The following is a 25,937-nucleotide window of genomic DNA, read 5'->3' as shown; positions in this document are numbered from 1 at the left end:
CCTTATGAGCTGGCACCGACGACAACCAGCGTGTCGTTCGTTCCGCTCACGTCCACCCACGACGAACCGGGGTTCACTTGCAGGGAACCGAAGGTGTATTCGCCGGATTCGGCCAGCGAGTCGGGTGCCTCAACGAAGTAGGTGAACTCTGTCTGCTGATCGGCGGTCGCGTCGTTTTCGAAGTAGACGTGCTGTACGTCGCCCACATCTTCGACACGAGCGACATCGTCGGAGTATTCCGTCAGAACGGTCCACTCGGTCGGCACCACGTCGCGAACCTGCGAAGTTTCGGACGGGTCGACCGAGAGGTTCACCTGGTTCGTCTGGCCGCCGGTAAAGACGGTGGCATCGTTCTCGCGCGTACCATCCACGAAGAAGCCGTCCTTGGCCGTCACGTTCACGTCGAAATGCGCCTGCACGTCGTTGCCGTTGACGGCACCGGGAACGTTGACGAGTTTGCCGACGACGTACAACACGTTCTGGCCACTGTTCCGACCGAGAGAGACGGTGAGGGAAGCGTCTCCCGTCAGTCCCTGCGTTCGAGCGAGGATGTTCGGTTCGCCGTTCGTGGACGGATTTTCTGCGTCGTACACGAACAGGTCGATATGGGGGTTACCTTTCGCTATGCCCTTGTTACCGCCAGACAGGTGGCTGAAGGACACGTCGACTTCGACGGTTCCCGGCCCTGCTTCGACGTAGCCAGCGAAGGCGCGCTCGTCTTCGGGGACGTTCAGCCCGATGGTGTCGCTCGAAACACCGGTAATGTCTCGGGACACGGCGTCGATTGCCGTTCCGACGTTGGCCCGACCGTAGCCCTCGTAGGGGTCACGAGAACCGAAATCGTAGGTCGGTCCCTCCGTTCGATGGTAGGGTGCCGCAGTGAACGCGGTTTCCGAGGCAGTCGCGAGGATGGCCTGTTTGAGCAGATACACGTCCTCCAACCCTGCATCATCCGGCGACGAGAGTCGAATCGCGCTCGGCGCGTCGTCGCTTTCCATCGCCTCCGCGACGAGTCCCGAAATCCCAGAGACGTACGGTGCGGCCATGCTCGTGCCAGCTTTGCCCGTGTAATCACGGATGGGTGGCTGCTCGCTCTCGGGGTCGGCGGCGATGCCTTTCTTCGCCGCCCGCGCGAGGTCGGTGACGGTTCCGCCGGGAGCGGTTACGTCCGGTTTGCGGTAGACCGTGTCCGAGTCTTCGTCGTATGCTCCGAGACCTCCGCTGGAGTACGCCGCGATACCGTCGAGCGGGCCGGTCGCCACGACCGAAATGGTCTCGTCGGCGACGTTCGGCGCACCGTTTCCGTTGGCCGGCGTTCCGGCGTTACCTGCGGCAGCGGAGACGAGGATGCCCGCAGACGCGATATCCTTGATAATCGATGGATCTTCGGCCAGCAGCCCCCCCGCCGCGCCGAGTGGTGCGCCGCCGACGTACCCCCACGACATGTTGACGACACGCATGTTGAACCGGTCGGCAAACGTCTCGGCGTGTCGTGCGAGGTCGGCGGTCGCACCGCCGAGACCCTGTAATCCGACGACGCTCGAATTGGGTGCGATCCCGGCGTGGACGGAACGGTCACCACTTGCGAGTCGGTCACCGACCGACTCGTCCTCACCGAAGAACGCGCCGACGCTCACGGAATCGACGGTCCCGGTCGAGGCCGATTCGCCTTCCGCAGGGCGGACGTAGACGGTGTAGGTCGCGGTACCGGACTGGTGGACGGTATGGGCTTCCGCGACGTTGTTGTCCCACTCGCTCGTATCCGAGAGCACCTTCGAGGAGCCGAGTTCCTGTCCGTTCGGGCCCTCGATGATGATTTCGATGCCGTCGCCGTATGCGCCGCCGAAAATGCCGCGGTCCGGGCGTGCATCGACTTCGTAGGAGAGCGTCTCACCGAGTGTCAACGTCGTCTGGGGTTCGTCTTCGGTTACCGTATCCGGGTCAACCGCGCTGGCGATACCGGAGCCAGCCATGATGGACGTGACGTGTGTCCCGTGGCCATTCTCGTCCCGCGGTTTGGCGTAGCTTCCGTAACGACTACCGGAGTCGTACCAGCCGACGACTTTCGGGGTGTCCGGGGTCACGTTACCTGACGGGAAGACACTCCCACTGTAGGGCGTAAGCGACCCCTCATATCGATAGTAGTCGCCCGTGATTTCGTAGTCAGCGGTGGCGTTCAGGTACGTTTCGACGACGAACGTATACTCGTTGCCGGGAGTCAAACCCACCGTGAGCGTTTCAGGGTTTTCCGCGGTTGCAGAGCTGGCGACGCGTTCCCCCGATGCGTCTTCGATATAGAATTCGAGATCTTCGCCTTCGCCCTGGACGTTCTCCGGCGACCACGCGCAGGTTGCCTGAATCTCGTCCGCACCGTCGGGCACGACGAAGGCGTGGCGTTTCGTCTCCGGTGCGGCGAACGTACCGGGGCCGATCGAGCCGGAGAAGGATTCCGACGTCGTGAGTTCGACTCGGTTGACGGCGTCGGGGGCGTCCTTCGTGATGAGAAGTTCGCCGTCGCGGGCGACTGCTCGAACGCCGTTCCACGGACCGAGATCGGGATGACGCGAATCGATGCCGCTGTCGGTCAAGCCGATCGTTCGGTCGGTTCGACCGCGATAACCACGGTCCCATGCGTGCGTCGCTTCCCTCACCCGCCAGTTCGAAAATCGGTCGTCGAACGAGCCATTCGCGGTTACATCGCCGGTCGAGAGGAAGCCTGCTCCGGCGAGAGCGCCGCTCGCTGCGAGAAATGTTCGTCGAGAAAGTTCATTAGTACAATCATCTTGAGAATGCTCTGTTCCCATACACCATGGGAGAACTACCCACTGAAAAGAGATTGTGACAAAACCATCCAAACGTCCAAACGGAGCAAATAGTTGGGATAACGACAGTCAGCACTAAATATCTGGAACGGTGTATGATATCTGAGGACAGAGGAGGGGATGGCCGTATCTATCGACCGGCCCGTTGTGGTACTGCTCGCCGCATTACTTTGCTTGCCGAGCATGGCCCTTGCGATTCCGGGTGGCGGGACGAGCGGAGCGGCATTGGACAGCACGAACACCATGAGTGCCGAATCGGCAACAACGATATCCGCGACGGGGAGCGCCGAAACGATCCCGAGTACGACTGTTGCTGCGACGAGTGCGAAAACGACGACACCGACGCCAGTGACGACGACAGCGGAATCTAACAGTGGTATGGTCGGAGACGCAACGAACACCGTTTCGGACACTCCTTCGACCGGTGTTGATACGACTACGGATACGCCCGAGGATTCGACCGACGACGTGACCGAACCCGTTTCCGACCCGACGGACGGGACAAATCAAATCACGGACTCCGGGGACGGCGTCACCGATATCGGTTCGAACTCGACTGATGGGACAGCCAACAACGGCGGACCATCCGTCCCGAATACCACGGAAACGACGGAAGCTTCGATTGGAAATCCCATCGGAAATACGGGCGAGTCCGTCGAGGATGCCACGACAACAAGCGGTGCGGTCGATTCCCCCGATCCCGAAGCAGGTCAGACGACTGCGATGGCACGAACGGACGACGACCGAACCGGGGCGGTCGAGCAGCCATCACCCGAAGGGGGTGTGACTACGCCGAAAAACGTTCCAAAGTCAGCTCCATCGACTGGTCAGAGGGATTCGGCCGGGGCGGAAACGGTCTCGAAGTCGAGAGATGACCACACCGATGAAACGGCGGATACAGGGATTCAGCGCCAGGGACGTACCAAGTCGGGGATGGACGGCGCCACGAATGCAGCCGAAACCGCAAAGGAACGCGTCGCAGAGAGCGGCAACGAAGCAGTGACCGCGGAAACAGTCGGACAACAACCCGCGTCGGCAAACCAGCGTGAAACAGGCGACGCAAGAGCGGATGGTAAGCGGACGGAATCGGACAGTGAGTCGTTGGGAGCAACGGATGAAACGGCGGACGCAGGCGGTGAACTGGATAGCGCCGACGGGACTCCGTCGAAAACGAACGCACGCCAGCGATACCCGTCGGAAGAATCGATTCCGAAACCAGTCGAAGCCGCGGGACTTGCCGGTGCAGCGCTCGTAATGGGCGTCGCCAGTCACCTCCCGGATGTAACCGCGCTGACGATAAACTCGGGTGCGGCGTCGGTCGCACCCGTCAGTACGGGAAAGGGGACCCCCCGACTCTGGCGATTTATGACGATGTATCGATATAGCCGATACGACGATTCCGATCCGTTGGAGCATGAGGTACGGCAGGACCTGTTCGCTCGAATCGAGCGAACGCCGGGGTTGTACCTCTCGGAGTTAGACGAACGGATGAGCGTGTCGCTCTCGACGATTCGGCATCATCTCCGGGTGTTGGAGCGAGAGAAGATGATAACAGGAGCGAAATTGCGCGGCAAGCGCCGGTTTTATCCCGACGACGAGGGAGTCGAACTGGCCGCCGCGTTAGCCGACGGGCCGACTGCGGCGGTGCTCGATGCGGTCGCCCGCAGGGAACCAGCCTCCGGTGGCGAACTGGCCGACGAACTGGGACGCGATCCAAGCACCGTTACGCACCACCTAAAACGACTGGAAGCGGACGGATTGATCGAGCGGGAGCGGGATGGTCGAGCGATCGTCAATCGGCTCTCTTCGGAGACAAGAAATGCGTTCGCCAATCGACCGACGGCAAGTGCGGACGACTGACCAGCACATCTATTTCGAAACGAAAGGGTTTTTCCGCGTTTCTTCGCAGGGAAGACCGTGCACCGAACTCGAGTCCAATTCTACGCGCTCTATCTCACGCGGTTCGCCACGGGGTTCGGTTTCATTACGCTGGCGACGCTTCTGCCGGAGTACCTCAACATCCTCGACCCCCAATCGGGCGTCGTCGTCGGGTTGTTCGTTTCCGGACTCACCGCAGCACAGACCGTCGTCGTCGTTCCGATGGCGTGGGCGGGTGACCGATACGACAAACGAACCGTCCTGCTCGGGAGCTTCGCGCTGTCGGTTCTATCGTACGCCGCGTTCCCCTTCGTGGAGAGTAGTTGGGGCTTCATCGCGGCGCGGGCGCTGCAAGGCATCGCCATCACCGGTACCGGCCTCATCACGCTCTCGTTGGTCGGTGAACTCTCGTCGGCAGACACACGCGCGAACCACATTGGAAAAGCCAACGCGGCGCGGTTCGCCGCGTCCATCCTCGGGTCGATTTCCGCTGCCATGCTGTACGCTCGATACGGATTTGACGTGGTTTTCGGCGTCATCGTTGCCCTGTTGATTCCAGCTTCGCTCGGTGTACTGTTATTCGTCGAACGCGACGGAACACGAATCGAGGGATTTCCGTTCTCCAACTTGGCGCTCAACCGCAAACTCCTGACGCTGACGAGTTTCCGGTCGCAGTACGCCGTCGCGGTGACGATGGTCCGAAACTGGGTCGTCGTGTATGCGGGGCTGGAGGCTTCGAGGGGTGGACTGGCCTACGCGGCGCTCGCGGTCAGCGTCGTGCTCATCTCGGAGAAATTCATGAACATGCTGTTTCAGCCCCACACGGGGCGACTCTCCGACCAGTACGGCCGCGCCCTGTTCGTATTCGTCGGCGGGGGTATGTACGGACTCGTCGCGCTCTGTATTCCGTTTGCGCCCGCGATTGGAACGGTGCTCGGGCTGCCCGCACTGTTCCCCACCCTCGGCGAACTCTCGCCCGCTTTCCTGCCGCTCGTCTTCCTCAACGCACTACTCGGCGTCGCGGACAGTTTCCGCGAACAGCCAGCATGGCGTTGTTCGCGGACGAAGGTGCGGACGGAGCAGGCGTGGCCAGCAGCTTCGGAATCCGGGAGTTAGTTTGGCGACCCGGTAGCATCCTCGCCCCGATTCTGGCGGGCATCCTGATGACCGGTCCCGGCATCCAGTGGGTGTTCTACGTGGGCGGACTGACGTCTATTTCCGGCGTCCTGACCTTCTTCGGCGTGCTGTCGTATTCGCATGGCGCCAAGGCGCTGACGCAGTGGTGAGAGCCGATAGGCATCTCCATATTTCGATTTTCGAGTTTGTAGCCATCTGTACCCGATTTGATCACCCTGACGACGGTGTAATCGAATGGAGGACAACGAATGAGAGGGACAGCGGATTTCGACACGCCGATGGATACGAAAGCGGATGGCACATCACGAAACCACAGATTGCGATACGACGAGGGCGTTCGTGACGTAGCATCTTGGGCGCTATCTCCCCGAGATCTAGTACGATCACCCGACTGCGACGCTATCGCTTTGGGAGGTCACGAACCGCTGGACCGTCGAGAACCGACCCGTCGCAGTCGAATCGTGAGCCATGACACGGACAGTCCCACGTTTCCTCCGCGTCGTTCCACTTCACGAGACATTTGAGGTGGGTACAGACTGCCGAAACGCGATGGAGTTCGTCGTTTTCGTCCCGATACTCGGCGATTGCGCTGCCATTTTCACGAACGATCCGCGCATTACCCGGTGGTAGTGGTTCCGTGGTTGCGTGCGGTTTGGTCGTCCAATCCGCCACGAACTGTTTTCCGGCGTTCGTGTTCTCCTCGACGAACGACGTTGCGTTCGAGAGCGGCGGCAACCGTCCGGGGTCGAACACGTCGGCCCACTCGCTGCCCGTTCCAGCGATCTCCTCCGCGAGGATTCGACCCGCTACGACGCCGGTCGTCATTCCCCACCCGCCGAACCCGGTCGCAACGTACACGTGCTCTCGCCACGGTGCGATGGGACCGATGAACGGTACGCCGTCTACCGACCGGTAGTCTTGCGTCGACCAACGGAAAACGACCTCGTCAACGTCGAAGTGGTTTCTCGCCTCGCGTTCGACCGCTCGGTACCGCTCCGTAGTCGAACCGCCCTGCCCGGTCTTGTGGTTCTGACCGCCGACGAGGACGACCGACTCGCCGTCGATTTCGTGCGACCGGGCGGAGAAGTACGGCGTTCCGGTCCGATAGAACATCCCATCCGGCGCCGGGTCCCGCGTTCGAACGGCCACCACGTACGATTGTTTCGGATACATTCGGGCGAAGTATCCCGCAGGGTCAGTTATCGGGAAGTGAGTCGCGAGAACGACGTCGTCGGCGAGCACGGTACCGCGTGCGGTTTCGACTTCGCAGGGCGAACCCGGCGTTACCCCCGTTACCGTCGTCCCTTCGAACACGTCGCAACCGTCGTGCGAAACCTCGTCGGCGAGGCCGAGCAGATACTTCCGGGGATGAAACTGCGCTTGGTCGTCGAATCGAACCGCGGCTACGGCAGCAGGTATCTGTGGAATCCTCTCGACGAACGAGGCCGGGAGGCCGACGTTTCGGGCGGCGTTCACCTCCCTTCGAACCCGGTTTCGGTCGTTTTCGTCGTTGACGAAGGTGTACGCCGGTACCCTTCGAAGATCACACTCTATTCGGTCGGCTCTGTCGGCGACGATTTCGATGGCTGCCTCGTTCGCATCCGCGTACTGACGCGCCTTTTCGCGGCCGAACTTCGATGTCAACTCGTCGTAAACGAGCCCGTGTTGGCTCGTCACCTTGGCCGTCGTTCGGGCAGTAACACCGGACGCTATCCGCTTCGCTTCGAGTACGGCAACCGATTTTCCGGCGTCCGTGAGTTCCATGGCGATGGACAGACCGGCGATACCACCCCCGACGACCGCGACATCGACCCGTTTATCCTCGGCCAATGGCTGAAAGTCGGTCGATGGCGTCGTCTCTAACCAAAGTGATGCATCCGTGCCCGGTAACTCGTTCTCGTTCATGAAACCCCCTCGAACGCGTTCGAGGCCACGCCGAATAAGCGGATGGGCCGGTACGGAAGACGACCGTTCCCCCGGGAGGGAGCTACTGCATGTAGCCGAGGTCGGCCAACCGCTCTTCGACGCCCGCTTCGTCTTCACTGTTCATGGAGACGTCGTCGTCCTCCTCGTACTCCGGATAGCTCTGTGCGCCGATGTCCTCGGCGAACGGAATCACGGACCCGTCCATTCGGTCGCTGTACGGGATTCCGAAGATGGACATGATCGTCGGAGCCACGTCGAAGAGGTGCGCCTTCGTCGGCATTCCGTCTCGGTCGATTCCCTGCCCTTTCGCGGCGACGACGCCCTCCAGTTTGTGGTTCCACGGTTCCGTCGGCGGTGCGAAGTAGTCCCCAAGCAGCTGTGCGGAGAGGAACTGTCCCATCTCGTTCGGAATCGTTACGATGTCAGGGGCGTTGTCCGCGTTCTTTCCGTGGAAATATTTCTCACGGGGCGCGACTTCACCGAATATCGGTTCGCCATCCGGGGTTTCGACGGCACTGAGCTTTTCTATCAGTTCGTCTCGAACCTCGTCGTATTTGTCGGGGGGTACGATTCCCTCCGGTTCGCGCCCTCGTAAGTTGATTCGAACACCCAACTCGGTTCGAGCGCGCATGTACGCGGTCGATTTCGGGAAATCGACCTGCTCGTTGCCGGTTCGGGCGACGTTTTTCGGCGCGTACTGTTTGGCGATTTCGGCGAGACCGACCTTCTCCAGACCGGTCCTGATGCGGTGGGCAGTGAACCCGAACTCGGCCATCTTTGCGGCCAGTCGCTCGAAGGTGTTCGGTTCCCACGTCTTGGTGTCTTTGCCCTCACGAAGTTCCTCCTGAATCGGGTTCCACGACGGCATCCCCTTTCCACCTTTTCGCGCCTTCACGTAGCCCTCGTCCCGAAGAAACTCGTTGACGCGGAACTCGTATTTGTCGTATGGACCCATCCCGTGGTCGCTGGCGATGAGGACCGTGTTCGGGTCGCACTCGTCGAGTATCTCGCCGACCTGTCTGTCCGTCTCCTCGTAGACGGTTTTTACCTTGTCCCAGTCGCCGTCGAACTCGTGAAAAACGGTATCCGTCTTCTGGAACTGGACGAATCCGAAGTCGGGGCTGTGCTTATCCGCGAGGTAGCGGAACGCTTCACCGCGCATTCGCACGAGGTTCGTATACTCGTCCATCTTCTCCGCGTCGGAGAATCTGGTGTCGCCACGCGAGTAGTTGGGATACACCCGATAGCCGCCGATTTCCTCACGAACCTCGTCCAACAGCCCATCGGGATAACATCGTGGGTTCTCCGGACCGATGAATCCCGGAATGACCGCACCGTCGATCTCGTTCGGTGGATGGGTCACCGGCACATTGACGACGACGCTCGATTTGCCGTGTTTATCGAGGAGCGACCATATCGAGTGTTCTTCTACGTCGTTTCCGCTCACCACGTGGAAGTCGTATCCATCGTAGGCGACGAATCCACAAACGCCGTGTTTGCCGGGATTGACGCCGGTGTACAGCGATGGCCACGCACTCGGCGTCCACGGTGGCATCTGGGACTCCAACGGAGCCGACGCGCCATCCTCACAGATAGAACGGATGTTCGGGATAACGTCGTCTTCGTAGAGGCGTTCGAAAACTGGCAGACAGCCCGCATCGATGCCGATGAGGAGGACATCTACGTTGCTCATCGTGTCTCACCTGGGATACAGTTTCGGCCAGCGCGTTTCATTACAGTCGTCGAACAGGTTTCAGATAGCACCCGTTTTGCGACGCTCGCCAGACTCATTGGTGACCCCTACCAGTTCTACTCATTTTATTATGGCACGCTTAAACCTCCAGAGCAGTAAATCAGTCGCCTTCGCCATCCGTAATCGCAACCGACGAATCCTCGATAACGGTCTGTTTCCACGTCCCTCGAGTAAACCAGAGCGCGGCAGTAATCGCCCCGACGACGTTTCCGATGGCCATTCCGAACCAGATTCCGGACGGACCCATGTCCCGGACGAATGCCAGATAGTACACGACGGGGACCCGACCGAGCCACAACGTCACCATCGAGAACGCCATCGCCGTCTTCGTGTTCCCGGCCCCACGGTACGCCCCTAAGAGCACTTGCAGTAGTGCCATGAACGCGAACTCGACCGAGCGAATCCGGAGATAGTCGCTTCCGAACTCGATGGTCATTTCGGCTTCCGGCGACCCTGTCGCCATAAAGACGCCGACGATCGGTTCCGGAAACAGTGCCGCAACTATCGCAACGACGAGCATTACCACGGTCCCGACTTTTGCCGCGAGCCAAACGGCTCGTTCTGCTCGCCCGGGTTTCTCGGCACCGAGGTTCTGTCCGACCATCGTGTTCGTCGCACGGCCGAGTCCCATCGCCGGAAGAAACACCAGCGAAGCGAGACGATTACCGAGTCCGTAAGCACTGACAACGGGCGGGGCGAACTGGACGACCATCGCCGTCAGCGTAATCATCGCCATCGCACTGGTGGACTGTTCGAGGGCACTCGGCGTCCCGATACGAACGATGTCCCAGATGTAGCTGAGGTCGGGCACGAGGTCGTCGATTTGAACGTCCGGTCCGGCACGAGCGACGAACAGGACATAGAGGCCGAGCACGGTCGCAATCGCCCGTGCAGAGATGGTCGCGAGTGCAGCACCTTTGATTCCGATTCCCTCGATAGGTCCCACCCCGAAGATGAGAATCGGGTCGAGGACGACGTTGATGACGACGCTGACGAACATGATTCGCATGGGCGTTCGGGTGTTGCCGTAGCCTCGCATCAACGAGGAGAAGACGAAAAAGCCGAACAGGAACGGCAGACCGAGGAAGAACACCTCCATGTAGTCGCGGGCGAGCGGGATTATATCGTCCGTCGTCGCGGCCTGCGAGGGCATCAACGTGAGCATTGGCTCGGTGAGAAAAAACCCGAGAATCCCCAAAATAACCGAGAGAAGTGCCACGAACGACAGAATTTGGCCGGCGACCTTCCCCGCCGACCCTTCGCTATCGGCACCGGTGTACTGGGCGACGAGGATGCTTCCAGCGGTCGTAAACCCGCCCGCGATGGAGATGAGGAAGAAAATGAGCGGGAACGCGACACTCATCGCGCCGACCGCGTCGGACGACAGTCGCCCCAACCAGAAGGTGTCTGCAACGTTGTACGTCACCTGGAGAAGCTGGATAACGACGATGGGCCACGCGAGTTCGAACATCGGTCGCACCAGCCCACCTTCCGTGATAGAACTGCTGGGCTGTGTGCTATTCATCGTACCTTCGAAACGAAATAGTACCGTTTCAATATTTCGACTCTGAAATCAGGTGGCAATATCCGCCACGAAAACGGAACGGTATTGGAGGTCCCGAACGGCGGCGGAAACGGCCATTAAACACATCCTAAACACGCTGAAACAGGGATTAATCGGCGATGAAAGCACCGGCAGTGATATCCAGGAGCGTGAAACTCGACGATTTCGGATGCTCGTTCAATCCCTCTGCAGTGCGAACATCGCACCCGCAAGCGCGACGACTGCCACTCCGATTCCGAATCCGGGTTGGCCGGTCGTTCCGGTGGTGGTTCCGTTAGTCGTTTGCGTTCGACCGAATTCGGTCGTTCCTACGGTTGTCTGCCCAAATTCGGTCGTTTTTGCAATCGTCGTCGTTCCGGGTTCAGTCGTGGTCGTCTCGTACTCGACGGACGAATCGAGTCGTCCGTTGAACACGGAGTGGTCGAAGTACGACCGCTTGCCGTCGTACTGTGAATCGATATACTGTCCGTACACCTGTAGACCGGTATCGGCGTCGAGCACGAGCGAGCGGAGTTCGGTGTCGTCGAAGGTGACCATCAACGAGCCCTCGTCGAGAGTCACATGTTCGGCCGAAACGGTACCGCCGCAACCGCACATGGCATAGTAGGTTCCGTCCACGACCGCGGTCGCGTTGTCGGGTGCGTCGAACGTGACCGTCACGTCTCCTTCACCGTCGAGCGTTACCGCGGATACACCGCCGTTCGCATCGACCCGTCGGATTCGGTTCGTTTTCTCGGGGGCGACCGGACTGTGTTCCTCGATGTACTCCAACGTGACCGTTCCGTAGAGTTTCTTCGTACTGCTGATACGCGTCGCGTTCGCGAGGACGCCGTCCCAGCCAACCATATAGGAGTTGACCGTGACGGTGTACGTCCCGTCCTCGGACAGTGGTTCACCGTTGACCCACACGTCCTGAATGCGTTCCGCTGGCGGCGTAGCGGCATGGCCGTTCCACTCGTAGTGAACGCCACTGGCTTGCAGTTTGGACTCCTGCCCGTACCGCCTCCCCTCCTCGCTTTCGAGCGTGACGATTTGACTGGCGAGCAGTTCCTTCAGTTCCGCACCGGAAAGTTCGACCGTCACCAACGAGTTACGGAAGGGGAGCGCGTTGTACACGTCTCCGGCGGTGATGTTGCCGGGGCCGTAGATACTGTTCGAACGAATGCCACCGGCGTTCGTTAGGGCCACGTCGGCACCGGTTTCTTCGCGGAAGGCATCGGTAATGAGGTTGCCGTAGGCCGTCTCGTCGTGATAGTTCGAGGCGAATCGGGCGTCGAGTTCGACCTCGGATCTTCCGACGAAACGCGAGAGAACGTCACCGCGGTCTTCGGTAATAATTCGCGACAGCGTCTCGTTTTTCGGATTGGCGTCGGTCACGTTCAATAGCCGACCGTCCCAGCCGACGACTTCGCCGTTTTGGATCGTGAGGTTCGCTTCCGCGACGTGTTCGGCACGTGCTTCCGCCTCCATGATGACCGTCCCGCTGGTCACGTCAGGGGGATATTCGACCTCGTCGTCGCCGACGACGATGGCATCGACGTTCCCCGTCCGATTCGCGAGGTCTTTCGCGACTGGAACGCCGAAGTGGCCGAGAACGACGACCGCATCGACGTTTTTCTCCTCCTTGAGCATCGTCGCGTACTCCGTTCCGGTTTCGGCGTACTCGGTCAGTTCGTAGCCTTCTTCATCGAAGTCAACTGCAGTCTTCGACCTGATTTTCTCGTCTGCAAGTCCAATGACACCGACCTTCACGCCGTCGCGCTCGATGACCGTGTAGGGTTTCGTCCCTGGAATCGGATCGCCCGTCTCGGAATCCTCGATGTTCGCCATGAGCCACGGAAACTCGGATTCCGCGGAGAAGTTTTCGACGGCTTCGAACCCGTAGTCCAAATCGTGATTCCCGATGACTTCCGCGTCGGGGGCGATGACGTTCAAACCTTTGACAGGAGTTTTCCACGTCGTTAGCGGTGACAACGAGTGGGGGCTGACTTCGTCACCACCACCGAGGACGACGGTGGGATTGTCGTGGGCCGCCCTTCGACGCTCGATGAGCGTTGCCATCCGCGGAAACGTCCCGTTCTCCACGGCGGCAGTCTGGATGTCGTTGTACGAAAGAATCGTGAGTGTCGTCGAAGACGGCTGTGCATTTGGTGTGTTTGAACCGGTGTCCGAGGTGTTCGACGAGGCATTCAGTGTCGAACCGTCGTACGATTCGGGTATCGATGCTGTGGCGAGGGTTGGAGCGACCGCACCGGTAACCAGACACAGCGCGAAGAGTATTGGTAACAGTGTTCGCATTCACGGACGTATTTTGGTCGTAATCGTATAGTTTAATCTATGTTGTTATCGTTTGGGATCATTCCTCAATAGAGGATTCGAGCGAGCGAATCGAAGTACTCATCACCGTGACGCCCACCAGTGGAGACGGTACGAAGCGAGAGATATGATACTGACTGGAACAGTCGTCGCCGACGCGACGACGATTATCGAGGATGGGGCTGTCGTCGTTCGCGCCGACACGATCGAGGCCGTCGGTGAGCGTGTCGAACTGCTCGACCGCTATCCCGCACATGAAGTAGACGAGTACGATCTTTTATTACCCGGTCTCGTCGGTGGGCACGTCCACTCGGTGCAGAGCCTCGGGCGTGGTATCGCGGACGACGCCGAACTGCTCGATTGGCTGTTCGAATACGTGCTGCCCATGGAAGCGAATCTCGGTCCGGAGGAGATGTACGCCGCTGCACGACTCGGTTACCTCGAACTCATCGAGAGTGGAACGACGACGTGTATCGACCATCTTTCAGTTCGATACGCGGACCGGGCCTTCGACGCCGCAGTAGAGATGGGAATCCGCGGCCGACTCGGAAAGGTCCTGATGGACCAACGCGCCCCGTACGGTCTCCACGAAGGGACCGATGCAGGATTGGCGGCGACGGAGCGACTCATCCGGCAGTATCATGGTGCGAACGATGGCCGGGTTCAGTACGCCGTCACGCCGCGGTTTGCCGTTTCTTGCACCGAAGAATGTCTCAGAGGCGCGCGCCGACTCACGGACGAGTACGACGGTGTTCGAATTCACACCCATGCAAGCGAGAATCGAGACGAAATCAGCACCGTCGAAACCGAAACTGGCCATCGGAACATCCATTGGCTGGACGAAGTAGGACTGACGGGCGACGACGTGGTGCTCGCCCACTGCGTCTGGACTGACGAATCCGAGCGCGAGGTCCTCGCGGAGACGGGCACGCACGTCACCTACTGCCCCTCATCGAACATGAAACTCGCCAGTGGAATCGCGCCCGTCATCGACTATCTGGACCGCGGCGTGAACGTTGCCCTCGGCAACGATGGACCGCCGTGCAACAACACGCTCGACCCCTTCACGGAAATGCGACACGCCAGTCTTCTACAGCGGGTAAACGAACTCGACGCACAGGCTGCGCCGACCGGAACGATTTTCGAAATGGCGACGATAAACGGCGCTCGCGCTGCCGGGTTCGACCGCGTCGGAAAACTGAAGGGAGGATGGAAGGCCGACATCATCGGCTTGACGACCGACGTGACCCGTGCAACCCCGCTCTACGATCCACTCTCGCACGCAGTCTTCGGAGCACATGGCGATGACGTGGAATTCACGATGGTCGCCGGAGAGGTACTACAGCAAAATGGCGAAGTGCTCGCCGCTGACGCCGATGCGATTCGAGCAGAGGCGAACGAAATCGCGGCAGGACTCGACGTGGCTCCGGAAGCCGGCGTGTTCTAATGTCGTCTCTCGACGCCGCTATTTCGTGAGCGTCGCGATTGCGGCGGCAGGTGTCTGTCCCCGTGCGGACCGTCCGTTTGCGTCCTCAGCAATCCATTCGCCGTTCGAACTTTGGCGAACTTTGGGGAGGTCGGCAGGGTCGCGAACGGCATATTCCGACACGTGATGCTGGAAGAACATACTATTTCAATGGGAGTCAAACGTGTTAAGTAATCACTGGCTGCGGTTGGGGTAGGGAGGGGTTACACTCGGTTTTAGCGATCAACAAGGGATAACATTTACTCGAAACGGACATCATTCTCTCGCATGACACACTCGATCCAGGGCTTCGACCACGTCGCACTGCCCGTGTCCGACCTTCGACGAGCGGTTTCGTTTTATCGGGACGTGCTGGGTTTGCGGTCGGTCGATCGTCGTGATCCGGACATCGACGACTACCATTGGCTGAACCTCGGACAGGGGCAGGGACTCAATCTCGCCCGTGTTGATGAGGAATCTCGTACCGATACGAGCCCCCGGCATATCGCGTTCAACGCCCCGGAGGAATATCTCGGTGAAGTGATCGATCGACTGGAAAAGCGGAATAGAGACGTACGGAAAACCGACACGAGTATCTACTTTTCCGACCCGGACGGGAACGAACTAGAGATCACCTGTTGGCGTGAGAAGCGATTGCGAGAATCAGGGGTAAATCATTGGTAGCGTACATCAATCCCGATCTGTCCGTTCACGAAAAAGCTGGCCCGTGTAGCACTTCCTATCCTGCGTTTCCGTCCCCTCTGCTCGGAATTGACCATCCGTGTTCCTTGACGATTTTCGGCGCGCAGTCCTCACAGAACGTGAACTCCCGGTCTTGTTCCCGTCCCCCCGGACCAACTCGAAACAAGGAGTGGGGCTTGACTGTAAGAAAGTCACCGCACTCGTCACAGACGTATCCTTCTGGCATGATGTTTTATTACATATTCGGCGATATACGTCTTTCTCAGGAAATCATTCGGCGGACGCGATGAATTGTTACGCCGTCGCGGGTCCGATTCGTTGCAGGGAGGTTCGGGGCCACGGTTCCGGATGATTCGTATTGCGCGATAGCAACTATTTTTGAAACAAGGGTATCACTCCGGCTGACAGAACGGATGCTGAAAAGCGAAAACAATCGCAGTGAATGGATTACGGCGTTTCGTTCGTCTCGACGCTGATATCTGCCTGCGGATAGGCGGTACAGGAGAGGAAGTATCCCTTTTCCAGTTCGTCGTCGCTGAGCGTGTCGTTGTTGCTGTGGACGATATCGTCCGGTTCTCCGTCGGCGATTTTCGCACCACAGGAGAGACACGACCCTGCGCGACAGGAGTACGGGAGGTCCCAGCCTTCCTCTTCGCCCGCTTCGAGAATCGTCTCGTTGCTGGCGACTTCGATGGTCGAACCTTCCTTGACGTATTCGACTTCGAAGTATTCGACTTCGTCCTCCGGAATCGCCTCGGGGTCAAAGCCAGCGTCTTCTTCCTCGCCTTCCTCGCCTTCGAGTTCGCCTTCAGCACCGGCACCGACGGCGACCCCACCGCCACCACCGATGGAGCGGTTCATCGGTTCGGGGAAGTCGGTTTCGGGGACACTCGCCGCACGGCGGTCGAGCACTTCTTGGGAGATGTCGTCCGCAGTGCGCCATTCGGTTCCCTTGGCGAAGTGCAGAGCCACTGCGGTGAGCGTAAGCAGTAGCCCGAGTCCCAGACCCAGTTCGTTTACCATATGGCGGAAGCTACGGAACGGTGGTTTAACAGCATTGTGATTGACGCGAGTGAGGCGAGGAGTTAGGGTCGCCCACTGCATCGTGGAACATATGTTCCTCGACACTCTCCTCCACAGAACATTCGGCCGCCCGAACGGCCTGCTCGGACGACTCGGTGGAAAACTGATGTCTCGGTCGAAAGGGGAGTTCGCGGCGTGGGTTATCGCCGATCTCGACCTCGAACCGGATGACCGCGTTTTGGAGGTCGGTTTCGGCCCGGGTGTCGGTGCAGAACGCTTGGCCGAAGCAGTCCCGGACGGCTTCGTCGCCGGTATCGACGCGTCCCCGGAAATGGTCGAACAAGCGCGGAAACGAAACGCGGCGGCGATTGGAGATGGGCGGGTTGAATTGCGTTACGGGTTCGCGGACGACGTACCGTCGGAAGACTGCGTTTTCGACGCCGCGATGACGATGAACTCCATGCAGGTATGGCCCGACGCCGTGGCCGGACTGCGGGAGTTGCGTCGCGTCGTAAAACCCGACGGAACCGTTGCGGTCGCCTTTACGCATCACTCCGGGCAATCGAAAGACGAACTGCCAAAACTGCTCGCAGACGCGGGATTCGACGAGGTTCGAACCGGGGACCGCGGGGACGATTTCTGTGCGTTTGCGAAGGTGTAGTTTCGTATTCGATAGGGGACGAACGGGCAGCAAAAACTGCTAAAACCGAATCAACAAATCGATTTACTCGCGTTTCACTTCGTGCCGACCGAAACCGTACCGGAGGCGGTTTGCGAGCCGCCGTGAGAACCGACCGTCGGACCGACTATCGAACCGTTCGCCGAGCGCCTGATAGATGAGTGGGACTGGAACCTCCTGTTCGAGCGCTTCCTGCACCGTCCACGTCCCGGTCGAACCGCCCGCGACGTGGTCCGCCACGTCGCCCAGGTCGGTTCCCTCCTCGCGGAACGCTTCTTCACAGAGTTCGAGGAGCCACGAACGAATGACCGCGCCGTTGTTCCACGTTCTGGCGACGTCCTCCAGGTCGAGGTCGTAGCGACCTTCGTGGAGGAGTTCGAACCCTTCACCATAGGTCTGCATTAGCGCGTACTCGACGCCGTTGTGGACCATCTTCACGTAGTGGCCCGACCCTGCTTCGCCCATTCGGTCGTGCCCGTCCGGCCCGGTTGCGACCGCGTCGAAGACGGGCGTCAGTTCGTCGTATGCCCATTGCGGTCCGCCGACCATCAGCGAGAAGCCGAGTTCGGCACCGGCCGGGCCGCCGCTGGTTCCGCAGTCGAGGTACGCCGCGGACGTAGTTTCGGCGCGCCGAACCGAATCCTCGAAGTAGGAGTTGCCACCATCGACGACCACGTCATCCTCGTCGAGGAACGGTTCCAAATCCTCTAGCGCGGCGTCCACCGGTTCCCCGGCGGGTACCATCAGCCAGATTCGCTTCTCGTCGCCGAGCGTTTCCGCGAGGTCAGCGACCGAGTCGGCGGGTTTCACACCGGCTTCCGCCGCGGATTCGACGGCCTCCTCGGCCACGTCGTATGCGACGATGTCGTGTCCCGCATCGAGCGTTCTGTCCACTACGATTCGACCCATGCGTCCCAGTCCGATGACGCCCAGTTGCATGGCAGTAGGTGAAGGTGGGGGAGAGGTAGGGGTTGCGATTCCAATTGCGGGGTGGTTTATCGGAGAGGGGTATCGCCTTCGGGACCGTTTCGAACACCGAACTACGTGAAGGCCGTCTCCAAGGTGTTCGTAACTCTATCCGCGTGTTGGATCAACAGCGTCCCGAGGATACTCATGATAAGCACGTAGCCGACGGTAAACGCTGGGATCAACTCGCCGAGCGCGCCGGTTCCGACGCTCATGGCGAGGGTGGACAACACCAGGGAGAACTCCCCGCGGGGAACCATCCCGAGACCGACGCGAAACGAGCGCGTTCTGTCGAGGCCGTAGGAGCGACCCGAGAGTGTCCCACTCACGAACTTACCGATCGTCGTAATCAGCACCGCAACGCCTAGCAGGAGAAGCACGTCTGCCAACAGGGTGATGTCCGTGCTCAAGCCGATCGAGAAGAAAAAGACGGCGGCGAAGAGGTCACGGGTCGGCGACAACACCTGCTCGATTCGGCTGACGTGGTCGGTCTGGCTGAACATCGTCCCGACGAAGAAGGCGGCAACCGCTTCACTGATACCCATCGCTAAGGCGGTTCCGGCGATGAGGACGGTGATGCCGGTCACGCGAAGCAAAAATAGTTCGTTCGATTCGGTTTGGAACAGTCGTTCGACGTACTCGGAACCATACCACGCGACCCCGACGAGAAGCGCGAGGAAAGCGATGGAGGTGCCGATCGAAATCGCCGCATCCATCGGCGTTCCTTCGCCCAGCGCGACTGCCGACAAGAGCGCAAGATACACAGCGATAAAGATGTCCTCGAAGACGAGTGTACCGAGAATCGGTTCGCTCTCGGCGTTCGCGATCCAACCCTGGTCGATGAGCGATTTCGTGATGACTGCACTCGACGAGATGTAGACGATTCCGGCGAGGAAGAACGATTCGAGCCACGAGAAGCCGAACAGGACGCCGAGTCCGAGACCGAGAAGGAAGTTGATTCCGAGGTCTACGAGGCCGACTTTCACGAGTCTGTCGCGGTTCGAGACGAGTTGTTGAAGGCTGAACTCCAGTCCGAGGAAGAAGAGGAGGAAGACGATTCCCAGTTCCGCGAGGAGGTCGATGAACTCGCCAGTCCGGACGAGTCTGAGCGAAACATCGCCGATGGCGGTCGGTGGGTTGGGGCCGACGAGGATACCGACGACGATGTATGCGGGGATGACTGAGAGACCGATACGGGACGCAAGCGCTCCGACGAGGGCGATAGCCGTCACTGCGATACCGAACTGGACGAGGAGCGGGTCTGCCATCGGCGCTTCAGTTTCCCTCGTCGGTGGTAAGGAGGGTCGTGAGTTCAGCCTGCTCCTCGCGAGTTCCGATGGCGACGAGAATATCGCCCGACTCGATGGTCGTGTCCGGTTTCGGGTTCGCAATGGTTTCCTCGCCGCGCTGAATCGCGATGACCGAGACGCCGGTTCGTCGGCGAATGGCCGCCTCTTCGAGGGTCTGTCCGGTCAGTGGCGATTCGGCTTTCACTTCGATCCACTCGATGATGGATTCCCCGAGCGGGACGTTCAGCTCGTCCATTTCGACCGGCTGAAAGTACGCCCCTTCGAGGATGGAACCGAGCTGACGGGCTTTCTTGCCCGTCAGCGAGGCGAGCTTGACGCTGTCCTCGTTCGGCGATGGACGGCGATACAGTTCGCGTTTTCCGTCGTGATGGATGATGACGACGAGTCGCTCCTCGCCATCGAGTTCGAGTTCGAATTTGTGGCCGACACCGGGGATTTCCGATTCGTAGATAGTCATACCGAAAGGGGTGTCGGAAAGAGCATAAGCGTCACGCTGGAGGAACCCAGCCTCTCACTACACTCGATACTCGTCGAGGGCGTCCCGTATTTCCTTCCCCTTCGACATTTTGTGGAGGTATAGTGGGAGTCGCGGGGCGGTTCTGTAGCGAAGGTTTGCCTTCGCACCGGTCGGTTCGTTGCGAGGTCGGAGGCTGGCGACAACGAATCCTGTGGACGTTCGAAATTCGATGACGCCGTCGCGCCGGACGACACGAAGGTCACCGAGTTGACGACGGATGACGTCCGTGGCTTCGTCGGGGGAGATTCGGAGGTCGATTTGCTCGAAACTGCTCATCTCGGTAGGAATAGATTGAACGAGGGAAGGGTAATCCTTTCCCCCGCAAATTCGCGTCGGCGAATCGCGACTAACAGAAGTTCTGTGTCGCGTAGACCTTGCCGTCGTCGGTCACGTAGATGCCGATCCCTTCGTTCTGCCATGCATCGGTAAGGATGTTTTCGCGATGACCCTGCGAATTCATCCACTGGTTCACGAGGCCGCGAGCCAATTCGCGCTCCGTAGTGTAGCGAACCGTTCCATCGTCGGTGTTGATGGACCTGTCGTACCAGGTTTGAGCGATATTCTCGCCGCCAGGGAGAGAGGAACCGTCACCAGTCGGGGCGCGGCAAGTGTAGCCCGCTTGCTCGTAACGGTCGACGAAGTTATCGCCCTCCGGAGAGGTGTGCGAGAAATAACTTCGCGCCGCCATGTCTGCACTGTGTGACCGGGCGATGTCACGCAGTTCGGTATCGAATGAGATCGGGTCGAGTCCGCGCTCCGTACGCTCTTCGTTGACGAACTGGTGAACGAGTCGTTCGACGTCACGTCGGTCGAATCCGTCTGACTCGGACGAAGTCGTGGTCGGTGACGTCGTTTCCGATGTAGTGGTTGAAGTCGGTTGCGCCGTTGTCGTTTCCGGCGGGGTGGTCGTTGCTTGAGGAGTTGTAGTCGTTTCCGGAGTCGCCGTGGACTCGGGGGGCGAAGTCGTAGACGTGGCCGTCTGCTCCGGAGGAGTCGTGATTTCCGGCGCAGTCGTTGCCGAAGAGGTTGTCGCCGGTCGTTCAGTCGTCGCTTTTCCGGTCGTCATCCGCTTCGGCGATTCCGTGGTAGACTCCGGTGCTGAAATCGTCGTGGACGTGGTTCTTCGTGACTCCGACGTAGTCGTGGTAGTCATCGGTTGCTCGGGCGTCGGTCGATCCGGTCCGTCGGCAGCCACGGAAATCACCAACCGGAAGAAGCGCCAGAAGTCGCCGTCCAAATCACCGTCTTCGAATGCGTCGTGGACAGCGAGGGAAACCGCTCGTTCCCAACTTTCGGTTTCGGGTGCATTGCTTTGATGCTCAGTAGCGTTTACGGTCGCATCGTGACCGTCGTGCGGTGTCACCGGGACGGGAGCGAACGCTCCGGCAGCAACCGTGCTGGTAAGCAAGAGGACGACGAACGTCACCGAGAGGCCGACGGAAAGCGATTCGCGTGTCATTCCGTCGTCACCGGTTCGGAGGTCGTCTGTCGATACGCATCGATGCAGTCCGTCGAGCGTCGTAACTGTCGAATACCGTGGAAATCAGCGTGCCATGCCATCGCAGATAGGTGTCCCAACGCAAGAAACATAATTTTTCGCATAGACGGGAGCTTATTATGAATTTCCAATGAAATACGCACGAGAGATCACTAAACAAAATTTTCTTCGGAAACGAATAACAAAATGCTCAAATTAGAGAGGGAAGGATGCGAGAGCAAACTGTCGTCTCAGAGGTTTCGGTACGCCGCGAAAAATGGGACCGAAATCGACTGCTATCGGGGTGCTCAGTAGACACGACTGGTAGCTCGACTGCCCGAACCCGTGTCGAGAAAGGCGGAGTCACCGGCGTTGTTCCAGACGGCGGACCCGCGATTCCAGTACAGGTCACTGCTCGAATCGGTCCCGCTTCCGGTGTGGAGCGTGACCGTCTCGCCGGGTGCAAGCGACACGTCGGAGAAGCTATAAGCGTTGCCCGCCGCGTCCGAAATCGTCCATCCGGAGAGGGAAACCGTATTGGAACCGGTGTTTTCGAACACGACGAACTCATCATTCAGATTGTAGTTGTCGTTCCCCGACGCGTCGGCGTGAATGGTCTCGATGTCGATATCGCCCGCACCGCCGGCGTCCCGGCACCGCCACAGGTCTCTGCGCTCGCTCTGAGCGTCCGATTCGGCGCCGTAGTAGCTATCGCTTTTCGAGAACGTGGAATCGTACACCCGTGCCTGTCCGGCGTTCACGAGTTTGTAGTTGTAGTCCTCGCCACCGTAGTAGACGTAGGCCAGCAGCCGCCCGTAGTAGCCACGTCTGTCCGACTCGGAATCGAACTTCAGCGTGACCTGCTTTCCTTCGAGCTCGTTCGTTATGAACGACTTCGCATCCTCACCCTCGTCGGCGAGGCAGTCCTCCCCCGCACTGGAGGTCGGAACGCCTTCGAACTCGTCCGGCGTATTTCCGCCGTACGTTTCGGGCGTATCGACACCGAGCAATCGAACCGTGTCCGTCGTGCCGTTAGGATACCGAACGTCCACTGTGTCGCCATCGACGACATCGACGACGGTGACTTCTTCACTGCCAGTGATGGATGCACCAGCGGGCCCAACCGCGAACGAACCCGCGATACCGGCGATTGTAAGTGCGAAAGCGATTGTCGCTACCGCCCCGCGAGCTTTTAATCTATTTTCCACATATAAAAATCAACTTTATCTATATTAGAATTTTGCATGAGTAAACCGATGAGGAACAGACACACATCGATGGAAACGCGGGGCGTCCCGAGTAAACTCGCCGGAACGTGCAGAGCCCGAACGGTGCTGGTTTTGGTTCGTCTTTCGGTATGATCAAATAACTAACCTGAATAGAACAGCGAACATGAACGACGACCGAATCGTCCGGCGACTGAACGTCGTCATCGTCCTCCTTTCGGTCATCGGTATTCTCGTCGCTGCCCTATTTTCTATTCGCTTTCGAGCATCTAACTAAGGCATTTCAGACAGTCGTCGCCGCCTTCGGAACGATCGCGTTTTCGCCCTCATTCAAAGATATCGGACGGTTCAGGATTGATTCGAGGCGACATTGGACGGGAACCTTTATCAGCGAAGACGCGCAGAGTCACAGGTATGAGCGCGATGGTGTCGGTAGTACGTCTATAGTGTAGACGAAGAGCCGGTCGTGTTTCTCACCGAACCACCATTCAGCGACAGGAATTTGTATCCATGAGCGACGTTCCAAGCGACTACGAACCCGAGCGTATAGAGCGACGATGGCGGGAAGAGTGGCAAGATTCCGACGTGTATACTCCGGATGGCGATTTGGAGTACGTCATCGATACACCGCCACCGTATCCGACCGGTAACCTCCACATCGGACACGGTCTCCAGTGGAGTTACATCGACTTTGCGGCACGCTATCACAGACTGCAGGGCGAACAAGTGTTGTTCCCGCAGGGATGGGACTGCCACGGTCTGCCGACCGAGGTGAAAGTCGAGGAGAATCACGACATCCACCGAACCGACGTCTCCCGTGATGAGTTCCGTACCCTCTGTATCGAGCACACCGAGGAGCAGATAGACTCGATGAAGGAGACGATGAACGAACTCGGATTCTCCATCGACTGGAGCGCCGAATTCCGAACGATGGACGAGGAGTACTGGGCGAAAACCCAGCAATCGTTCATCGAAATGGAAGAGTACGTTTATCGCGATGAACACCCCGTCAACTGGTGCCCGCGCTGTGAGACGGCCATCGCGGACGCGGAAGTCGAGAAGGAAGAACGGACTGGGACGCTCTATTACGTCACGTTCGACGGTGTCGATACTGATGACATAGAGATTGCAACTACCCGTCCCGAACTCCTCGCGGCCTGCGTCGGTATGGCGGTGGACCCCGACGACGAACGCTACACCGACCGAATCGGCGATACGTTCGAGGTGCCACTGTTCGGGCAGGAAGTTGAACTCATCGCCGACGACGACGTCGATGGGGATTTCGGAACCGGCGCGGTGATGATTTGTACGTTCGGTGACAAGCAAGACGTCGACTGGTGGGCAGAACACGACTTGGACCTGCGCCCGGTGTTCACCGAGGATGGGCATCTGAACGACCTCGCGGGCGAGTTCGAAGGCCTAACTATCAGCGAGGCGAAAACGAAAATCGCCGAAACGCTGGACGAGGAGGGGTATCTGAACGACTCCGAGCCGACCGAGCAGTCGGTCGGTGCATGCTGGCGCTGTGACACGCCGATCGAGATCCTCTCGAAGGAGCAGTGGTTCGTGAAGGTTCGTTCGGACGAGATACTCGAGAAGGCGGAGGAAGTCGAATGGATTCCCGAGCACATGCACTCGCGTCTCGAAGAGTGGGCCGAAGGTATGGACTGGGACTGGGTTATCTCCCGCCAGCGCGTGTTCGCCACGCCGATTCCCGCGTGGGAGTGTGAAGAGTGTGGTCACTGGCAGCTCGCGGAAATAGACGAACTGCCGGTTGACCCGACCGAAACCGGCCCGGCAGTCGACGACTGTCCGGAATGTGGTGCGGACTCGTGGACGGGCGAAACCGACGTGATGGACACGTGGATGGATTCTTCCATCACGCCGCTTCACATCAGCGGCTGGCCGGACAACCTCGAACTGGACGAGTTCGAACCCGTCTCGCTTCGTCCGCAGGGACACGACATCATTCGAACGTGGGCGTTCTACACGCTCCTTCGCGTCGGCGAACTCACGGACGAGCATCCCTGGGATACCGCCCTCATCAACGGTATGGTGTTCGGTCCCGACGGCAACAAAATGAGCAAGTCACGGGGTAACGTCGTCACGCCACGGGAGGCCATCGACGAGTACGGTGCCGACTCGCTTCGACAAGCGTTGGTGCTCGGCGGGCAACCCGGAAGCGACGTTCAGTTCCAGCCAAAAGAAGCGACCTCCGCATCGCGATTCCTCACGAAGATATGGAACATCTTCCAGTTCTCGCTCAACCACTTCGACGAAAATACACCGGAAATCAGCGACCCGGCCTACCGCGACGCCGACCGCTGGATTCTTTCACGGTTGTCACAGACCGCCGACTCGGTCAGCGAGGATATGGAGGCGTACCGCTACGACAGCGCGCTCCGCACGCTTCGTGAGTTCGTCTGGAACGACCTCGCGGACGACTACCTCGAACTCGTCAAGGGCCGCCTGTACGAAGGCCGCCCCGGAGAGCGAAACGCAGCGCGACACGCACTCTACACCACGTTCTCCGCAGTTGTCCGAATGCTCTCGCCGTTCTCGCCCTTCTTCAGCGAGGAGGTGTACAGCCATCTCCCGGGAACCGACGGTAGCGTCAATCTGTCGTCGTGGCCGGACGTCGAAATGCACGACGAGGAAGCTGAACTCGCGGGTGAAATCATCGCCGAAGTTGCCAGCGAAGTCAGGGCGTGGAAATCGGACGAGGGAATGGCGCTCAACGCCGAACTCGACCGCATCGAACTGTACAGCGACGCCGAGCGCAAACCCGACACCTACGACCTGAGCGAGGCCGTGAACGCCCCGGTCTATCTGGAGGAAGGGAGGCCGAACGTCGAACTCGCACCGGTTGGCGTCTCGCCCGACCACTCGTCCATCGGACCGAAGTTCCGCGACAAAGCGGGCGCAGTCGTCGGCGCGCTGGAATCGACCGACCCCGCCGAACTCAAAGCCCAGTTGGACACCCACGGAGAAATCACGCTGGACGCAGGTGGCGAAGAAGTCACCCTCGACGGCGACTGGGTCGAAATCGAAGAAGAGTACCGCGCCGAAAGCGGTGAGGAAGTCGAAGTGCTCGAAACCGAGCACGCGACGGTTCTCGTCTTCCCCTGAATAGGGCAACGACAATCGCCACGCCCCCGAAACCGCGGGAACTTTTC

General features: G+C 59.4%; 19 protein-coding genes and 1 pseudogene. 6 read left to right on the top strand and 14 right to left on the bottom strand.

Going from position 1 to position 25,937, the window contains the following annotated elements; translation table 11 throughout:
- Positions 1-2 precede the first annotated feature (2 nt).
- Positions 3-2,804 (bottom strand): S8 family peptidase, encoded by a 2,802-nt coding sequence (locus OOF89_RS07550; protein WP_266074804.1) that lies wholly within the window; start codon positions 2,802-2,804, stop codon positions 3-5.
- A 138-nt stretch (positions 2,805-2,942) separates the two neighbouring features.
- Here OOF89_RS07550 and OOF89_RS07545 point away from each other — a divergent pair, with 138 nt between their 5' ends.
- Both OOF89_RS07545 and OOF89_RS07540 read left to right on the top strand, forming a co-directional pair.
- Positions 2,943-4,682, top strand: coding sequence for a helix-turn-helix domain-containing protein (locus tag OOF89_RS07545; RefSeq protein WP_266074802.1), 1,740 nt, complete (start codon positions 2,943-2,945; stop codon positions 4,680-4,682).
- A 57-nt stretch (positions 4,683-4,739) separates the two neighbouring features.
- Positions 4,740-5,986, top strand: a pseudogene (locus OOF89_RS07540) (MFS transporter).
- 250 nt (positions 5,987-6,236) lie between these two features.
- On the opposite strand, the gene OOF89_RS07535 reads toward OOF89_RS07540, so the two are convergent.
- The 4 genes from OOF89_RS07535 to OOF89_RS07520 form a co-directional block, all read right to left on the bottom strand.
- Positions 6,237-7,742, bottom strand: a complete 1,506-nt coding sequence (locus OOF89_RS07535; protein WP_266074800.1) for an FAD-dependent oxidoreductase — start codon at positions 7,740-7,742, stop codon at positions 6,237-6,239.
- Positions 7,743-7,824: 82 nt separating this feature from the next.
- Positions 7,825-9,456: an alkaline phosphatase family protein gene (locus tag OOF89_RS07530; RefSeq protein WP_266074798.1), complete on the bottom strand. Its 1,632-nt coding sequence runs from the start codon at positions 9,454-9,456 to the stop codon at positions 7,825-7,827.
- 160 nt (positions 9,457-9,616) lie between these two features.
- Positions 9,617-11,041, bottom strand: a complete 1,425-nt coding sequence (locus tag OOF89_RS07525; RefSeq protein ID WP_303657556.1) for an MATE family efflux transporter — start codon at positions 11,039-11,041, stop codon at positions 9,617-9,619.
- 216 nt (positions 11,042-11,257) lie between these two features.
- Positions 11,258-13,378, bottom strand: a complete 2,121-nt coding sequence (locus OOF89_RS07520; RefSeq protein WP_266074796.1) for a bifunctional metallophosphatase/5'-nucleotidase — start codon at positions 13,376-13,378, stop codon at positions 11,258-11,260.
- Positions 13,379-13,523: 145 nt separating this feature from the next.
- Between OOF89_RS07520 and OOF89_RS07515 the strand changes: the two genes are divergently transcribed.
- Positions 13,524-14,843 (top strand): 5'-deoxyadenosine deaminase, encoded by a 1,320-nt coding sequence (locus tag OOF89_RS07515; protein ID WP_266074794.1) that lies wholly within the window; start codon positions 13,524-13,526, stop codon positions 14,841-14,843.
- Between the two features lie 18 nt (positions 14,844-14,861).
- Here the strand turns inward: OOF89_RS07515 and OOF89_RS07510 are convergent, their stop codons facing one another.
- Entirely contained in the window at positions 14,862-15,023 is a 162-nt protein-coding gene (locus tag OOF89_RS07510) for a hypothetical protein (RefSeq protein ID WP_266074792.1), read from the bottom strand.
- Between the two features lie 126 nt (positions 15,024-15,149).
- Between OOF89_RS07510 and OOF89_RS07505 the strand changes: the two genes are divergently transcribed.
- On the top strand, positions 15,150-15,545 hold the full coding sequence (locus OOF89_RS07505) for a VOC family protein (RefSeq protein ID WP_266074790.1): 396 nt from the start codon (positions 15,150-15,152) through the stop codon (positions 15,543-15,545).
- 55 nt (positions 15,546-15,600) lie between these two features.
- On the opposite strand, the gene OOF89_RS07500 is transcribed toward OOF89_RS07505, so the two are convergent.
- A complete protein-coding gene (locus OOF89_RS07500; protein ID WP_266074788.1) occupies positions 15,601-15,789 on the bottom strand; it encodes a hypothetical protein in 189 nt (62 codons plus the stop codon).
- 221 nt (positions 15,790-16,010) lie between these two features.
- Complete coding sequence (locus OOF89_RS07495) at positions 16,011-16,586, bottom strand: 2Fe-2S iron-sulfur cluster-binding protein (RefSeq protein ID WP_266074787.1); 576 nt, start codon at positions 16,584-16,586, stop codon at positions 16,011-16,013.
- A gap of 91 nt (positions 16,587-16,677) precedes the next feature.
- Between OOF89_RS07495 and OOF89_RS07490 the strand changes: the two genes are divergently transcribed.
- Positions 16,678-17,247: a class I SAM-dependent methyltransferase gene (locus tag OOF89_RS07490; RefSeq protein WP_266074786.1), complete on the top strand. Its 570-nt coding sequence runs from the start codon at positions 16,678-16,680 to the stop codon at positions 17,245-17,247.
- Between the two features lie 63 nt (positions 17,248-17,310).
- Here the strand turns inward: OOF89_RS07490 and gnd are convergent, their stop codons facing one another.
- The 6 genes from gnd to OOF89_RS07460 all read right to left on the bottom strand — a co-directional run bounded on the left by gnd (position 17,311) and on the right by OOF89_RS07460 (position 22,743).
- Positions 17,311-18,204, bottom strand: a complete 894-nt coding sequence (gene gnd / locus OOF89_RS07485) for a phosphogluconate dehydrogenase (NAD(+)-dependent, decarboxylating) (RefSeq protein ID WP_266074784.1) — start codon at positions 18,202-18,204, stop codon at positions 17,311-17,313.
- Between the two features lie 101 nt (positions 18,205-18,305).
- Complete coding sequence (locus tag OOF89_RS07480) at positions 18,306-19,499, bottom strand: cation:proton antiporter (protein ID WP_266074782.1); 1,194 nt, start codon at positions 19,497-19,499, stop codon at positions 18,306-18,308.
- Between the two features lie 7 nt (positions 19,500-19,506).
- The gene (locus OOF89_RS07475; RefSeq protein WP_266074780.1) at positions 19,507-19,998 is read right to left on the bottom strand and encodes a cation:proton antiporter regulatory subunit; all 492 of its coding nucleotides are present in this window, start codon (positions 19,996-19,998) and stop codon (positions 19,507-19,509) included.
- A 57-nt stretch (positions 19,999-20,055) separates the two neighbouring features.
- Complete coding sequence (locus tag OOF89_RS07470; protein ID WP_266074778.1) at positions 20,056-20,334, bottom strand: hypothetical protein; 279 nt, start codon at positions 20,332-20,334, stop codon at positions 20,056-20,058.
- 70 nt (positions 20,335-20,404) lie between these two features.
- Positions 20,405-21,517: a CAP domain-containing protein gene (locus OOF89_RS07465; RefSeq protein ID WP_266074776.1), complete on the bottom strand. Its 1,113-nt coding sequence runs from the start codon at positions 21,515-21,517 to the stop codon at positions 20,405-20,407.
- A 326-nt stretch (positions 21,518-21,843) separates the two neighbouring features.
- Positions 21,844-22,743, bottom strand: coding sequence for a lamin tail domain-containing protein (locus tag OOF89_RS07460; protein WP_266074774.1), 900 nt, complete (start codon positions 22,741-22,743; stop codon positions 21,844-21,846).
- A gap of 528 nt (positions 22,744-23,271) precedes the next feature.
- Between OOF89_RS07460 and OOF89_RS07455 the strand changes: the two genes are divergently transcribed.
- Complete coding sequence (locus OOF89_RS07455) at positions 23,272-25,890, top strand: valine--tRNA ligase (protein WP_266074772.1); 2,619 nt, start codon at positions 23,272-23,274, stop codon at positions 25,888-25,890.
- Positions 25,891-25,937: the final 47 nt, after the last annotated feature.

This window comes from Haladaptatus caseinilyticus, from assembly GCF_026248685.1.
GTDB classification, from domain to species: domain Archaea; phylum Halobacteriota; class Halobacteria; order Halobacteriales; family Haladaptataceae; genus Haladaptatus; species Haladaptatus caseinilyticus.
This window is presented reverse-complemented; position numbering and strand designations above follow the sequence as displayed.

What these genes read in the sequence shown, in the direction of transcription:
- OOF89_RS07465 (WP_266074776.1), bottom strand. Translation starts at nt 21,517, where the DNA reads ATGACACGCGAATCGCTTTCCGTCGGCCTCTCGGTGACGTTCGTCGTC.
- OOF89_RS07525 (WP_303657556.1), bottom strand. Translation starts at nt 11,041, where the DNA reads ATGAATAGCACACAGCCCAGCAGTTCTATCACGGAAGGTGGGCTGGTG.
- OOF89_RS07530 (WP_266074798.1), bottom strand. Translation starts at nt 9,456, where the DNA reads ATGAGCAACGTAGATGTCCTCCTCATCGGCATCGATGCGGGCTGTCTG.
- OOF89_RS07455 (WP_266074772.1), top strand. Translation starts at nt 23,272, where the DNA reads ATGAGCGACGTTCCAAGCGACTACGAACCCGAGCGTATAGAGCGACGA.
- OOF89_RS07470 (WP_266074778.1), bottom strand. Translation starts at nt 20,334, where the DNA reads ATGAGCAGTTTCGAGCAAATCGACCTCCGAATCTCCCCCGACGAAGCC.
- OOF89_RS07515 (WP_266074794.1), top strand. Translation starts at nt 13,524, where the DNA reads ATGATACTGACTGGAACAGTCGTCGCCGACGCGACGACGATTATCGAG.
- gnd (WP_266074784.1), bottom strand. Translation starts at nt 18,204, where the DNA reads ATGCAACTGGGCGTCATCGGACTGGGACGCATGGGTCGAATCGTAGTG.
- OOF89_RS07550 (WP_266074804.1), bottom strand. Translation starts at nt 2,804, where the DNA reads ATGGGAACAGAGCATTCTCAAGATGATTGTACTAATGAACTTTCTCGA.
- OOF89_RS07545 (WP_266074802.1), top strand. Translation starts at nt 2,943, where the DNA reads ATGGCCGTATCTATCGACCGGCCCGTTGTGGTACTGCTCGCCGCATTA.
- OOF89_RS07495 (WP_266074787.1), bottom strand. Translation starts at nt 16,586, where the DNA reads ATGGTAAACGAACTGGGTCTGGGACTCGGGCTACTGCTTACGCTCACC.
- OOF89_RS07520 (WP_266074796.1), bottom strand. Translation starts at nt 13,378, where the DNA reads ATGCGAACACTGTTACCAATACTCTTCGCGCTGTGTCTGGTTACCGGT.
- OOF89_RS07535 (WP_266074800.1), bottom strand. Translation starts at nt 7,742, where the DNA reads ATGAACGAGAACGAGTTACCGGGCACGGATGCATCACTTTGGTTAGAG.
- OOF89_RS07475 (WP_266074780.1), bottom strand. Translation starts at nt 19,998, where the DNA reads ATGACTATCTACGAATCGGAAATCCCCGGTGTCGGCCACAAATTCGAA.
- OOF89_RS07510 (WP_266074792.1), bottom strand. Translation starts at nt 15,023, where the DNA reads ATGTTCTTCCAGCATCACGTGTCGGAATATGCCGTTCGCGACCCTGCC.
- OOF89_RS07490 (WP_266074786.1), top strand. Translation starts at nt 16,678, where the DNA reads ATGTTCCTCGACACTCTCCTCCACAGAACATTCGGCCGCCCGAACGGC.
- OOF89_RS07500 (WP_266074788.1), bottom strand. Translation starts at nt 15,789, where the DNA reads ATGCCAGAAGGATACGTCTGTGACGAGTGCGGTGACTTTCTTACAGTC.
- OOF89_RS07480 (WP_266074782.1), bottom strand. Translation starts at nt 19,499, where the DNA reads ATGGCAGACCCGCTCCTCGTCCAGTTCGGTATCGCAGTGACGGCTATC.
- OOF89_RS07505 (WP_266074790.1), top strand. Translation starts at nt 15,150, where the DNA reads ATGACACACTCGATCCAGGGCTTCGACCACGTCGCACTGCCCGTGTCC.